Source organism: Nonomuraea sp. NPDC004186 (assembly GCF_053603495.1).
This window is the reverse complement of sequence record NZ_JBSGFQ010000006.1, coordinates 175,831-188,668: the sequence shown is the minus strand read 5'-3', so window position 1 is coordinate 188,668 and position 12,838 is coordinate 175,831. Positions and strand designations below refer to the sequence as shown.

General features: G+C 72.1%; 9 protein-coding genes. 2 read left to right on the top strand and 7 right to left on the bottom strand.

Going from position 1 to position 12,838, the window contains the following annotated elements:
* Positions 1-30: 30 nt before the first annotated feature.
* From ACWEPL_RS07295 to ACWEPL_RS07270, 6 genes are all read right to left on the bottom strand, one after another.
* A complete protein-coding gene (locus ACWEPL_RS07295) occupies positions 31-723 on the bottom strand; it encodes an ABC transporter ATP-binding protein (protein ID WP_452435479.1) in 693 nt (230 codons plus the stop codon).
* Positions 716-1,633, bottom strand: coding sequence for an ABC transporter ATP-binding protein (locus ACWEPL_RS07290; protein ID WP_192791084.1), 918 nt, complete (start codon positions 1,631-1,633; stop codon positions 716-718). The genes ACWEPL_RS07295 and ACWEPL_RS07290 overlap by 8 nt, the downstream gene beginning before the upstream one ends.
* Positions 1,630-4,194, bottom strand: coding sequence for an FtsX-like permease family protein (locus ACWEPL_RS07285; RefSeq protein WP_452435478.1), 2,565 nt, complete (start codon positions 4,192-4,194; stop codon positions 1,630-1,632). The genes ACWEPL_RS07290 and ACWEPL_RS07285 overlap by 4 nt, the downstream gene beginning before the upstream one ends.
* Positions 4,191-7,244 carry an FtsX-like permease family protein gene (locus tag ACWEPL_RS07280; RefSeq protein ID WP_452435477.1) on the bottom strand — a complete coding sequence of 1,018 codons (3,054 nt, stop codon included), beginning with the start codon at positions 7,242-7,244 and terminating at the stop codon, positions 4,191-4,193. The genes ACWEPL_RS07285 and ACWEPL_RS07280 overlap by 4 nt, the downstream gene beginning before the upstream one ends.
* Before the next feature lie 196 nt (positions 7,245-7,440).
* Positions 7,441-7,713: a 30S ribosomal protein S20 gene (gene rpsT / locus ACWEPL_RS07275; RefSeq protein ID WP_363967496.1), complete on the bottom strand. Its 273-nt coding sequence runs from the start codon at positions 7,711-7,713 to the stop codon at positions 7,441-7,443.
* A gap of 172 nt (positions 7,714-7,885) precedes the next feature.
* Positions 7,886-8,878 (bottom strand): hypothetical protein, encoded by a 993-nt coding sequence (locus ACWEPL_RS07270; protein ID WP_452435476.1) that lies wholly within the window; start codon positions 8,876-8,878, stop codon positions 7,886-7,888.
* 14 nt (positions 8,879-8,892) lie between these two features.
* Between ACWEPL_RS07270 and lepA the strand changes: the two genes are divergently transcribed.
* On the top strand, positions 8,893-10,761 hold the full coding sequence (lepA, locus tag ACWEPL_RS07265) for a translation elongation factor 4 (RefSeq protein ID WP_452435475.1): 1,869 nt from the start codon (positions 8,893-8,895) through the stop codon (positions 10,759-10,761).
* A 31-nt stretch (positions 10,762-10,792) separates the two neighbouring features.
* Positions 10,793-11,284, top strand: coding sequence for a GNAT family N-acetyltransferase (locus ACWEPL_RS07260; RefSeq protein ID WP_363967492.1), 492 nt, complete (start codon positions 10,793-10,795; stop codon positions 11,282-11,284).
* 5 nt (positions 11,285-11,289) lie between these two features.
* Here the strand turns inward: ACWEPL_RS07260 and ACWEPL_RS07255 are convergent, their stop codons facing one another.
* A complete protein-coding gene (locus ACWEPL_RS07255) occupies positions 11,290-12,771 on the bottom strand; it encodes a DUF6297 family protein (protein WP_452435474.1) in 1,482 nt (493 codons plus the stop codon).
* Between the last annotated feature and the right edge of the window lie 67 nt (positions 12,772-12,838).

The following is a 12,838-nucleotide window of genomic DNA, read 5'->3' as shown; positions in this document are numbered from 1 at the left end:
TCAACCGGATTATCGGCTCAGCGGAGTGAGTCAGGTGAGGGCGGGTTCGTGGATGATGCCGTCGTTGATCTCCAGGACCCGGTCGGCCAGCGTGATCAAGCTGGGATCGTGGGTGGCGACCAGGGCCGTGACCCCCTCACTCCGTACGACTGCCCGCAGCAGCTCCATGATCTGCCGCCCGGTCTGCGAGTCCAGCTGCCCCGTGGGCTCGTCGGCAACCAGCAGCCGGGGCCGGTTCGCCAGGGACCTGGCGATGGCCACCCGCTGCCGCTGCCCCCCGGACAGCTCGTACGGCCGCTGGTTGGCATGCTGCTCCAACCCCACCAACGCCAGCAGAAGGCGTACGCGGGCCTCCCGCTCCTCCGTCGGTGTCCGGAGCAGCCGCATCGGCACCCCCACGTTCTCCGCCGCGGACAGCACCGGGATCAGCCCGAACGACTGGAACACGAATCCCACCACGTCGCGGCGCAGGGCCAGCAGGCCGTCCTCGGACATGGCGGTGACTTCGTGTCCGGCGACGACCACCCGTCCGGCGTCCGGTTTGTCCAGGCCGCCGATCTGGTTGAGCAGGGTCGTCTTCCCGGACCCCGACCGCCCGCGGACCGCGACGAGCTCGCCCGGGAACACCGAGAACGACACCTCCCGCAGCGCCACGACCTCCTTGGGTCCGGTCCGGTAGACCTTGCGCAGCCCTTCCACCACGACCAGGGGCGAGTCAGTCATCAGAGGGCTCCTCCCGGGCGGGCCACACGCCGATGTGGTCGGATTCGAGCTCGAGGCGCACCCGCCGCTCCATCTCGAGCGCGTTCATGAAGTCGCGCGGCAGCTGCAGCCGCCCGACCCGGTCCAGCACGGCGTACTCCTCGGCGACGATCTGCCCCTCGGCGCCCTCGCGCCGCAGCGTCTCGCTGCTGGTACGCCCGTCGCGAATGCCCACTGTACGGTCCACCTGCTCCGACACCAGCGGGTCGTGCGTCACGACGACCACGGTCACCCCCAGCTCCCTGTTGGCCTTGCGCAGCGCGTCGAACACCTGCTCCGACGTCTCGCTGTCCAGCTCCCCGGTGGGTTCGTCGGCGAGGATGAGCTGCGGGGAGTTGGCGAGCGCGACGGCGATGGCGACCCGCTGCTGCTCGCCGCCCGACATTTCGGGAATCTTGCGGTCTGCGCAGTACCCCACGCCCAGCAACTCCAGCAGCTCCAGCGCGCGGCCCCCGCGGCGACCGGCCAGCTTCATCGGCAGCTCGACGTTCTCCCTGGCGGAGAGGTACGGCAGCAGGTTCCGCGCGGTCTGCTGCCAGATGAAGCCGACCACGGACCGCCGGTACCGCAGCCGGTCGCGGGCGTTCATCGACAGCAGGTCCATCCCCGCCACCCTGGCCACCCCGGCCGTCGGCACGTCCAGCCCGGACAGCACGTTGAGCAGGGTCGACTTGCCCGACCCCGAGGCGCCCACGATGGCCACCAGCTCGCCCTTGTCGATCACCAGGTCGAGCCCCTGCAGCGCGACGACCTCCACGCCCTCGGTCTTGTAGATGCGTACGAGGTTGTCGCACACGATGTGCGCGTCGCCGCCGAACGCGGCCTTCTCCCGCGTGGCCCTGGCTTCCAGCTCGGACAGGGTCGGGTTCATGAGAGATCCCCCACTCGAAGGACGGCGCCGAGGTTGCGGCGGCGGCTGATGGCGGTGTGCGCGTACGCGCCGAGCACGGCGACGGCGGTGAGCCCGCCCGCCAGCAGCACAGGAACGAACAGGTCGAGCGAGTAGTCGCCGACCGGCAGGTCTCCGGCGTACGACGACAGGTCCACGCCGGTCCCGAGCGCGTAGGGCAGACCGAGGCCCAGGCCGAGCCCGACCAGGGCGGTGATGAGGATCAAGGGCAGGATCTCCAGCACGGTCAGCCGCTGCGCCTGCCGGTCCGACAGTCCGAGCGTGCGCAGGAACGACACCGCGCTGGCGCGCTCGGCGGCGCCGATGACGAGCGCCAGCACGACGGCGACGAGCGCGTACGAGCCGAGCGCCACCGTCACCACGACCAGCGTCCAGCGCACGGTGCTGGTGAGCGGGTCGTCCTGGATGGCGCTCAGCGCCCCCTCCTGCGACTCCACGGTCGCGGACGGGACCAGCCGCGCCAGCACGTCAGGGGAGACGTCGCCCTTGATCAGCAGGGTGTTCGGGGCGGGCCGGGTCAGCACGCCCAGCGGCACGACCATGAACTTCCCCGAGGTGAAGAAACTGGGCACCGACTCGACCACGCCCCGCGTGGCGAGCTTCACCCGCGACTGCCACCCGATCTCGAACGTCCCCCGTCCCCGCAGCTCCGGGGAGACGAGCGCGCCGTCGGACAGCGGGGGCACGCTGATCGGGGCGCCGTCCAGGATCCGGCGCCACTGCGCCACGTCCACGGCGAGCGCCTCGGCCCGCTCCGCGCCGTACCCGACCTGCACCCGCCCGGTCTGCGCGATCAGCACCTGCTCGACGCCGGGCGTCGCCCGCACGCGGTCGATCGAGGCGGCGGGGATCTCGAAGTCCGACGTCACCTTGATCGGCGCGCCCACCTGCTGCCAGGACGCCAGCCGCTGCGTGTCCGCGATCTCGCCGGAGATCACCGCGGCGAACACCGACACGCCCAGCGCGGGCAGCAGGATCAGCACGGGCAGCACGCCGGCGGAGCGCGCCCTGGCCGCCCTGGTCAGCCCCAGGAACGGCACGGCCGCCCGCCCGCGCGCGGCCAGCCGTACGAACAGCCGCAAGGGGTACGGATAGCAGCGCAAGGTGATCAACGCCGCCGCCAGCGTCAGCCCGACGGGCACCAGGAGCAGGAACGGATCCTGCGAGGCGCCACGGGCCCGCAGCAGGTACGCGCCGACCAGCGCGAGCACCACGACCAGCACCTCCAGCGTGACCCGCCGGGCGGAGGGCCGACCGGCGGACACGTCGTCGCGGCGCTCGTGCAGCGGCGTCCGATGGGCCAGGGCCAGCCGTACCCCGGCGAACCCGACGGCCGCCACGACCACGACCAAGGGCCCCAGGTGCACGATGGGCAGCGCGGGCCCGGGCACCAGGAACGACAGCCCGTACCCGGCCAGCGCGGCGGGCAGCACCGCGACGCCGGTCAGCAGCGCCCCCGTCCCGGCCACCTGCCGCAGCGACCCGCCCCGCGCCCGCGCCAGGGACAGCGTGTGATCGAGCCGGTTGCCCAGCAGCAGCACGACCAGCGCGATCACGCCGAGCGCCACCGCCAGCAGCCCGCCGAGCACCAGGTACATCACGGTCTGCGCGGTGGCCACCTCGGCGAGGAAGTCGCCGAGCAGCTTGGAGAGCCCAGTGTCCAGGTGGTACGGGCTGGCCGTCGACTGGAGCGCGGCCACCCGCCCGAACTCGGCGACCGCCGCCTGGAGGTCGGGCGCGGCCAGCGCGCTCGCGCCACGGGCGTCGATCGGCAGGACCCAGTGGTAGGACAGGTTGCGTCCCTCGCCGCTGAGCACGGTCAGTCCCTCGTCGGGGATCAGCGTCGTGACGTGCTTCTCGAACTCGTCGCTGCCCGGCGTCTCCGTCTTGAGGACCTGCAGGAGGTCGACGTTGTGGGACCAGTAGCGGTCACGGGGGTCCTTGGCCTTGAAGGCGCCGACGATCTTCAGGGCGGCGTAGTCGTTCTCGCCGACCATCTTGGTCTGGCCCACCTTGTAGCCCAGCTCGGGCAGGGCCTCCGCGACGATCCCCACCTCGAAGACCGGGATCGTCGCGCCCTCGTACCGCATGGTCGAGGGCTTGCCGGGCGCCCGCCCCTGGACCCAGTCCACGCGCCGGTCCGCGTCGGAGAGCCAGCCCAGGTTCATGTGGGTATGGCCGCGGGTCCCGGTCACGGGCGTCAAGGTGGTCTTGGCGCTCATGTGGCCCGCGCCGACCGCCAGCGGGCGCAGCGCCGGCGGCAGGATCTGGCGCCAGCGGCGGTCGCGGGCGTCGAACTGGCCGCGTTCGTGCAGGTCTTCCTCGGACGAACGCGACTCCACGGACACCGTCAGGTCGGCCTGCACCGCGGGGGCGGCGACCAGCGAACGGCGCAGCGCCTCGTCGAACGACGCCTGCATCGCCCTGGGCAGCCCCGCGACCAGCAGGCAGGCGCTCAGCGCCAGCACGAAGAGCACGGCCATCGCGCCCAGGTGCACGCGGGCGAGCAGGGCGATCCTCACCGTTCCTCCACGAGTTGCCCGTTTTGCCCGCGCAGGCGGCGGGCCAGCCCGGCCACGATGGCAATCAGCACCGCGGCCACCAGCGCCAGCATCGCCGCGGTGGCCGCCCACGGGATGTCGAGCACCACGCCGGGGGTGACGGCCGAGGCCTGCCCGGTCAGGACGATGTGCGGCACGACCAGCGCGCCGACGACCACGGCGAGCCCGGTGCCCGCGACGAGCGACAGCCCGATGACGAAGGCCTGCTCGACCGCCAGCACCCCGAACACCTGCCGGGAGCTCACCCCGAGCGCCCGCAGGATCGCGAACTCGCCCATGCGCTCCCGGGCCGCGACGGTCGCGTTCACCAGGAAACCGAGCGTCGCGAAGACCAGCGCCGCCGCGAACCCGAGCATCAGCGCCCCCTGCAACCCGCTGGCCAGGGGGTCGTCCCGCAGCTCGGCCGCCAGCCTGCGCTGGTCGAGCGCGGTCACGTCCCATTCGGGCCGCGTCTGGAGCGCCTTCACCGCGGGCGCGGTGTCACCGGCCCCGAGCCACCATTCGGTGGCGGGCCTGGGCAGCTGCGCCGCGGCCAGCTCGTACGTCTGCAGCGTCCCCCAGTCGGCGAGCACGGCCTTCTGCCCCGCGGGGGTGGTCGGCATGCTGTCCACGACGCCCACCACCTTCACCTGGAGCACCCTGCGGTCGATGCTGGCCGGCCCGACCTGGCCGGCGGCCAGCTTGAGCGAGGCGGCCAGGTCGGCGGTGAGCACCACCGGCAGCGGTCCGGGCTTCGGCAGCGGCGCGAGGCCGGCGGCCGCGGGCCGCGTCACCTTCATGGACACCGGCGGCGTCGCCACCTCGCGGCCGTCGGCGCTGAGGCCGGTCAGGGTCAGGTTCGCGGGGCTCTGGGGGGTGCCCGCGACGAGGCCGCGCAGCGACAGCGGGTACGTGATCTTCCCGGTACGCCCGGCCAGCGCCCGGAGGTCGACGTCGATCCGGTTCTCACCCTTGCGCAGCACGCCGAGCGACACGTCGCGCCACACGCCGAGCGCGTCGGAGAGCACCAGCCGCAGCGGCAGCTCGCCGTCCGCCTCCGCCCGCAGCGTGAGCGCCGACGGCTGCCCGGGAAGGTCCAGCTTGCCCGCCCGGTCTCCCACCAGCGCCCGCGACATCTCCCCGACCGGTTGCGCGGACAGGTCGGCACGCAGGTGGAACAGCTCGCCGAGCTTGCCCGCGTCCAGGCCGAGCAGCAGCGCGCTCTCGCCGCTCACCTCGGTCTGACCGCGAAATCCCGGCGAGTACGCCGTGACCCCGGGCAGCGCGGTGAACGCCGTCCCGCGCCCGAGCGCCCCCAGCTCCGGCCCGTCAGGGGGACCGGACAGCCGCAGGTCGGCCCCGGCCTGGTGGCGGGCCTGGTCGACCTGCGAGGCCCGCCAGGTGGACGCGGTGGCCATGGACACGATGCCGATCGCGATGGCCATGGTCAGCAGCAGCGCCGGGCCCGCGTACTTGAGCGGCCGCCTGCTCACCTGCCAGGCCCCCAGCGCCGGGGCGAGTGCCGGCCGCCTGGACGTCACCCGCTCGGCCAGCTTCGAGACGCGCGGCACCAGCCGCAGCCCCAGCATGCCGCCCGTGAGCAGGGCCAGGGCCGGCCCGGAGATGATCAGCGGGTCGATGCCGAGCCCGCCCGCGGCAGTCGCGGTCACCGGCGCGCCGTAGCGCTGGAGCTGCCAGATCGCCAGCCCGGCCACGACCAGCAGCGCCAGGTCGGCGCCCGCCCGCTCGATCAGCCCGCGCCCGCCGCCGCGCCCGCGCGCCGCCTGCTCCTCCACGTACGTGCGCCGCGCGCCCGCCAGCGCCGGCAGCACCAGCAGGACGGCCGCGGCCAGGGCCACGCCGAACGACACGAGGAACGTGCCCAGATCGGCCGAGGGCGCCAGCCGTACCCCTGAGGCCCTGATCCAGGGCAGCAGGTTGACCAGCGCGAGCAGCGGCGGGCCCAGGAACGGCGCGACCACCGCGCACGGCACCGCCACCAGCAGCGCCTCGCCGCCCGCCAGCGCGGCCAGCCGCACCGTGCCCGCGCCGCGCGAGCGCAGCAGCGCCACCTCCATGCGGCGGTGGTCGGCGAGCAGGCGGGCGGTGAGCATCAGCGCGTACGCGGCCAGCAACAGCAGCTGCAGCACCGGGATCAGCATCGTGGAGCGCGCCACCAGGGACGCGGTGTCGAGCTGGGTCAGGATCTCGGGCAGGCGGCTGGCGGCCACGCAACTGCCGCAGCCGTCCGCCTTCAGCCGCTCGCCCAGCCGGTCGATCGCTCCGGCCAGCGGGCGCAGCTGGGCGGGGGTGAGCGTGCGCAGGTCGGGTACGGCGGTCCAGGTCGCGTTCACGCTGGTGGCGAAGCGGGCGACGAACGTCTCGCGCGGCACCATCAGCGGCCCGTACGTGGTGAACTCGCCGCGCTCCACACCCCGGCTGAGCAGCTGCTCACCCGCCCACCGCTCGCCGAACGGGTCGTTGAGCTGGAACACGCCCACGACGCGGACCGTGACCGGCCGCGGGTCGAGGCGGCCCTTCGTGGTGAACTCCTGCCCCGCCTTCAGCCCGGTCGCCGAGGCCGCCGACAGCGAGATCGCGGCCTCCACCCGGTCCCCGCCGGCGCGCGGCCAGGAGCCCGAGACGAGCCTGGCGTGCTGGTCGAGCCCGTCGTAACTGCCGAACCTGAGCAGCTCGGGCCGCTCCTGGGCGTCCTGGCCCGGCATGACGTAGGAGTCGGAGCGGAAGCTGGTGGTGACGGCGGGCGGGCGTGCGTAGGCCCTGGCGAACTCGGCGCGTACCGACCGGTCGAACTTCGGGAACGTCTCGGCCGTCACGGGGGCGCTGACGGTGGCGGCGGTCTGGCGGTACGAGGCCGTCTCCATCGTCCTGCGGACACCGGCGTCCGCGATGGAGGAGGCGTACATGGTCAGCGCGACCAGCGTGGTCGTGGCCAGGAGGATCGAGCCGAAGGCGGCCAGGAGGAGCAGCGGCTCGCTGAGCGCACGTTTGACGACCAACGGCCCCCGCATGTGTCCCCCTTCGCCCCGTTTTAGTGCACCTTCGGGCAGGTTCGGGCGGCGGGGCAAGGCGATCTTTGGAACGGTGACGCACCCGATACGGGCGTGTGATATCGAAACTGTGACAAAAGGGTGCGAAAACGAGAACGCCGCACCCGCGGAGGGAGTGCGGCGTTTCCTGTGCCAGGCGTTCTGCCTGGCGGCCGACCTACTTGGCGGCGGCCAGCGCCGCGGCCTGCTTGGCGATCGCGGACTTGCGGTTGGCGGCCTGGTTCTTGTGGATGACGCCCTTGCTGACGGCCTTGTCGAGCTGGCGGGCAGCGGCCCGCTGCAGCACGGCGGCCTGCTCGGTGTCGCCCTGCTCGGCGGCCTCGCGGAACTTGCGGACGGCCGTCTTCAGAGAGGACTTGACCGCCTTGTTACGCAGGCGAGCCTTCTCGTTCTGCTTGTTGCGCTTGATCTGGGACTTGATGTTCGCCACGAAGAAGCCTCGGTGAAAGTCTGAGTGATGGATGGGGCGCGCGGGCTCGAGAGAGGGCGCGCCACACGCAGTTGAACAGGATACCAATAACTCAGGTTGGCTCTCAAATCAACGCGTACTTGAGCATCGGCGTTTCGGATGCTCGGCGCTCGCTCGGCGCGGAAACCCTACATTAGCCGATCATCCACCGTGTGGCGTACTCGTGCCAGTCCTCCTCCGTGGCGGCGAAGTCCACGTAGAGGGCCAGGCCGAAGCGCTCGCGGCGGCCGTGCTCCGACAGCGCGAGCCGGGCGCCCTCGGCGGCCATGGCGACGCTCTCGGCGTTGTCGAGCCAGGGCACGCCGTGGTCGTGGTAGGCCGGAGCGCCGATGTAGAGGGCCTTGTCGGCGGGCACCAGGTCCAGGGCCAGCCCGGCCTGGCGGGCGACGTGGCCGCCGTAGAGGGACTGCAGGGGGGTGAAGGAGTCGTACGTCATGACGGCGACCTGGTCCACGCGGTCCACGACCTGCTTGAAGTAGCCCTGGGACCAGTACTTGTCGTGCGACAGCAAAGCCCTGGCGGTCAGGCGCAGGCCCGGGTACGGCTCGATCTGCGGGGTGGAGGTGGACAGCAGGCCGGTGTGCCGGCGGGTGCGTTCCAGCAGCTCCAGAAACTCGGTGTCGCCGTCGCCGATCGGCTCGAAGTTGTAGTGGATGCCGTCGTAGCCCTGTTTCATGATGGCGGCGACGCCGGACAGGACGTTCTCGCGGGACCTGGGGTCGTCGAGGTCGAGGCCGTTCTTGACGGACTGGCCGAGCCAGGCGGAGATGCGGACCGCGGGGAGGCGCTCGCGTAACCACTTCACGAAATTTCCGGCGTTGGGGTATTTGTCTGGGCTTAGGGTGCCGTCCCAGTTGAAAGGGCCGGAGTGGACGTACACGTCCTTGATCCCCGTGGCGCGCAGCCGTACCGCCAGCTGCTCGACGTCGCGCTCCGTGCGGCGGCCGTCCACCCACGCGTGGCCCAGCCAGAGCGCGTCGTTGCCCGTGCTCTTCGCCCAGGCCGCCGGTGCACCGGTAAACTGGAGGCGGAGCGCGGCGGCGAGGAGGCCGACCAGCGCGACCACGATGGCCAAGGCAAGCGTGAGCAGGCGCAGGCCGCGGCGGATGACGGTTCGGGCAGTCACCCGGGCATGTCACCATGAAAGACTGCTTGACCTCAACCCTGTCGAAACGGACTTCGGTGCGCACTCAGCCTGGCCAGACCGACCCCGCGTTGATCCGCAACTTCTGCATCATCGCGCACATCGACCATGGCAAGTCAACCCTTGCCGACCGGATGCTGCAGATCACCGGCGTGGTCGACGACCGCTCCATGCGCGCTCAATACCTCGACAGGATGGACATCGAGCGCGAACGGGGCATCACGATCAAGTCGCAGGCCGTGCGGCTGCCGTGGGACGGTCACGTGCTCAACATGATCGACACGCCCGGCCACGTCGACTTCACCTATGAGGTGTCCAGGTCGCTGCAGGCGTGCGAGGGCGCGATCCTGCTGGTCGACGCGGCCCAGGGCATCGAGGCGCAGACGCTGGCCAACCTCTACCTGGCCATGAACGCCGACCTGCACATCATCCCCGTCCTCAACAAGATCGACCTGCCGGCGGCGCAGCCGGAGAAGTTCGCCGAGGAGCTGGCGGGGCTGATCGGCTGCGACCCGTCCGACGTGCTCCGGGTGTCCGGCAAGACCGGCGAGGGCGTCCGCGAGCTGCTCGACCACGTGGTCCGCGAGATTCCCGCCCCCGTGGGCAACGCCGACGCGGCGGCCCGGGCGCTGATCTTCGACTCCGTCTACGACACCTACCGCGGCGTCGTCACGTACGTGCGGGTCGTGGACGGCCACCTGAGCAAGCGCGAGCGCATCCTCATGATGTCCACCGCCGCCACCCACGAGACGCTCGAGATCGGCGTCATCTCGCCCGAGCCCAAGGTCTCCGAGCGGGGGCTGGGCGTCGGCGAGGTGGGCTACCTGATCACCGGCGTCAAGGACGTGCGCCAGTCGCGCGTGGGTGACACGGTCACCTCGTCGGTCAAGCCGGCCCAGGAGATGCTGGCGGGCTACGAGCACCCCAAGCCGATGGTGTTCTCAGGGCTCTATCCGATCGACGGCGACGAATACCCCGAGCTGCGCGAGGCCCTCGACAAGCTGCAGCTCAACGACGCTGCGCTGGTCTACGAGCCGGAGACGTCGGCGGCGCTCGGGTTCGGGTTCCGGGTCGGGTTCCTGGGGCTGCTGCACATGGAGATCGTGCGGGAGCGGCTGGAGCGCGAGTTCGGCCTGTCGCTGATCTCCACGGCGCCCAACGTGGTCTACCGCGTGGTCATGGAGGACGGCAAGGAGCTCACCGTCACCAACCCGTCGGAGTTCCCCACGGGTGGGAAGATCGCGCAGGTCTACGAGCCGGTCACCAAGTCGACGATCCTGGCGCCGTCCGAGTTCATCGGGGCGATCATGGAGATCTGCCAGGGGCGGCGCGGCCAGCTCCTCGGCATGGACTACCTCTCGGAGGACCGGGTCGAGATCCGCTACACGCTGCCGCTGGGCGAGATCATCTTCGACTTCTTCGACCAGCTCAAGTCGCGCACCCGTGGCTACGCCTCGCTCGACTACGAGCCCGCCGGCGAGCAGGAGGCCGACCTGGTCAAGGTGGACATCCTGCTGCAGGGTGAGCCGGTCGACGCGTTCAGCGCCATCGTCCACAAGGACAAGGCCTACACGTACGGTGTCGACATGGCGAAGAAGCTGCGCGAGCTGATCCCCAGGCAGCAGTTCGAGGTGCCGATCCAGGCCGCCATCGGGGCCCGGGTCATCGCCCGCGAGAACATCCGCGCCATCCGCAAGGACGTCCTGGCCAAGTGCTACGGCGGTGACATCTCCCGTAAGCGGAAGCTGCTGGAGAAGCAGAAGGAAGGCAAGAAGCGGATGAAGATGGTCGGGCGCGTGGAGGTGCCCCAGGAGGCCTTCGTCGCCGCGCTGTCCACCGAGTCGTCCACCGACAAGAAGAAGTAGGGCATTCGGGGTAGGCGACTACCCTGAAAGCATGGAAGTGGTGCAAACCGCGCGCATGGTCCTTTCGCGGGTCACGCTCGACGATCTGACCGCTGTCCATGAGCTTCACTCCGACCCCCGTACCAACGTGTACAACCCCGGGGGCCCCAGCGTTGACCTGGTGTCCAGCCGCGCCATGCTGGACCTGTGGCTCGCCGACTGGGCCGAGCGCGGCATCGGCTACTGGGCCGTGCGCGCGATCGGCGGGTCGGAGGTGATCGGGTTCGGGGGGCTGCGCCGCGCGATCGTCGGCGGGGACGAGGTGCTGAACCTTTACTACCGGTTCCGGCCGTCCGCCTGGGGCCACGGGTACGCGGGAGAGCTCGTGGAGGCGGCCCTGCGGGTCGGCAAGGGGCTCGGGACCGTCGTCGCGGTCATCCAGCCCGACAACCTGGCGTCGCTGAAGGTGGCGGAGCGGGCGGGCATGCGCAGGGACCGGACGATCCCGTACGGGGGCGTCGAGAGCGTCGTGTACGTGGCCTGAGCGTCCTACCCGCGGTTGCGGACCACGTACCCCACCAGCACCAGAGCGCCCGCGACGGCCTGAGCCGCCAGGAAGCCGCCCAGCGGGCCCGGCGGGGACAGCAGCGCGGCAACGGCGGGCAGGCACCCGAGCACCGCCAGGTCCACCCCGGTGAGCGCCCAGCGCAGCGGCCCGGTCGGGATCGCGCCGCCCGGGGTGTCGATGATCGGCATGGAGTGGTCGACCGGACTCCTCCTGGCCATCCGCAGCGCGGCCGCGGCCAGCGCGGGGGCCGCCAGTGGCCCGAACAGCCACCACACCCCCGGCAGCGCGCCGCCCGCGCTCAGGGCGGCCAGCCCCAGGGTCGCCCACGCACCGCTCAGCAGCATGGGCAGCACCGCGCGGGCCGCGAGCGCCTGGCGGCGGTCCACGCCGAGCAGCCTGGACAGGGCCGGATTGTCGCCGTCCCTGCGCGCCCCCGACACGCTCACCGCCGCCACGGCCAGCGAACCCGCCAGCACGGCCGCCCCGAGCGTCACCGGAGCGCCGCCCGCCTGCGCCAGCACGGCGGGCAACGCGGACATCGCGAACATGGCCCCCAGGCGCCCCGGCCTGCGGCCCACCCGGCGCCAGTCGTGCCAGGCCAGCGCGAGAGGCGCGGGCAGCGCCGGCCACCGCCGCGAGCTGAGCTTCCTGGCCCGCCAGTGGTTGTCCTCCGCTATCCAGGTGAGCGCATCGGGGTCGAGGCCGACGGCCGCGTTCGCGACGCGTCCCGCCCGGGTAGAGGCGGTGACGAGAGTACGGGTGGGGATCCGGTCGAGCGACGTCCACGCGTGGCGTGCCAGCAGGGCGGAGGAGGCCGCCGCGACGGCCGCGGTGACGGCGACCGCCGACAAGGGAGCGCTCGCGGCGACGGCGAGCACCGTTCGCAGCTGCCCGCTGACGGTCACGACGGCGGCCACCAGCAGCGCGACCGTCGCGGACGTCACCCAGACCTGCCACGACTGGGACGCCTGACCGAGCACCGCCAGGGCCATCCCGCCCGCGGTCGCCGAGACGCCCAGCACCATGGCGCCGAGCAGGCGCCACACGAGCTGGTCGGGGGCGCCCAGCACGGCGACCAGCCCCAGCCCGAGCAGCAGCCCGGCCGCCACCGCCACCGTGAACAGCACCCGGGCGGTGCGTCCGAGCAGGTGCCGCCGGTTCAGCGGCGAGGGCAGCAGCCAGGAGGCGTCGGCGGCGGACAGCATCACGGGTCCCGCCGCGCGGGCCGCGGCCAGGAAACCGGCCAGCGCCAGCGCGAGCAGGGCCACACCCGCGCTCACGCGGGCGGGATCAGCCGTTCCGGCCAGCCCTTGGAGCACGGTGGTGAGCGGGTGGCCGAGCACGGCGGCGAGCATCGCCAGCCCGAACCCGGCGACGTACCGATCGAGCAGGCCACCGCGGGCCGGGCCACGCGAGCGGAGATACGCCCGCACCGCCCGCACACTGCCTGCGGCCTCGCTCACGCGTCCACCCCCAGGAGGCGCGTCGGCTCCGCTCACGCGTCCACCCCCAGGAGGCGCGTCGGCTCCG

Coding starts and splice junctions, on each gene's coding strand:
- ACWEPL_RS07295 (WP_452435479.1), bottom strand. CDS start 723: ATGACTGACTCGCCCCTGGTCGTGGTGGAAGGGCTGCGCAAGGTCTAC.
- ACWEPL_RS07290 (WP_192791084.1), bottom strand. CDS start 1,633: ATGAACCCGACCCTGTCCGAGCTGGAAGCCAGGGCCACGCGGGAGAAG.
- ACWEPL_RS07280 (WP_452435477.1), bottom strand. CDS start 7,244: ATGCGGGGGCCGTTGGTCGTCAAACGTGCGCTCAGCGAGCCGCTGCTC.
- lepA (WP_452435475.1), top strand. CDS start 8,893: ATGAAAGACTGCTTGACCTCAACCCTGTCGAAACGGACTTCGGTGCGC.
- ACWEPL_RS07260 (WP_363967492.1), top strand. CDS start 10,793: ATGGAAGTGGTGCAAACCGCGCGCATGGTCCTTTCGCGGGTCACGCTC.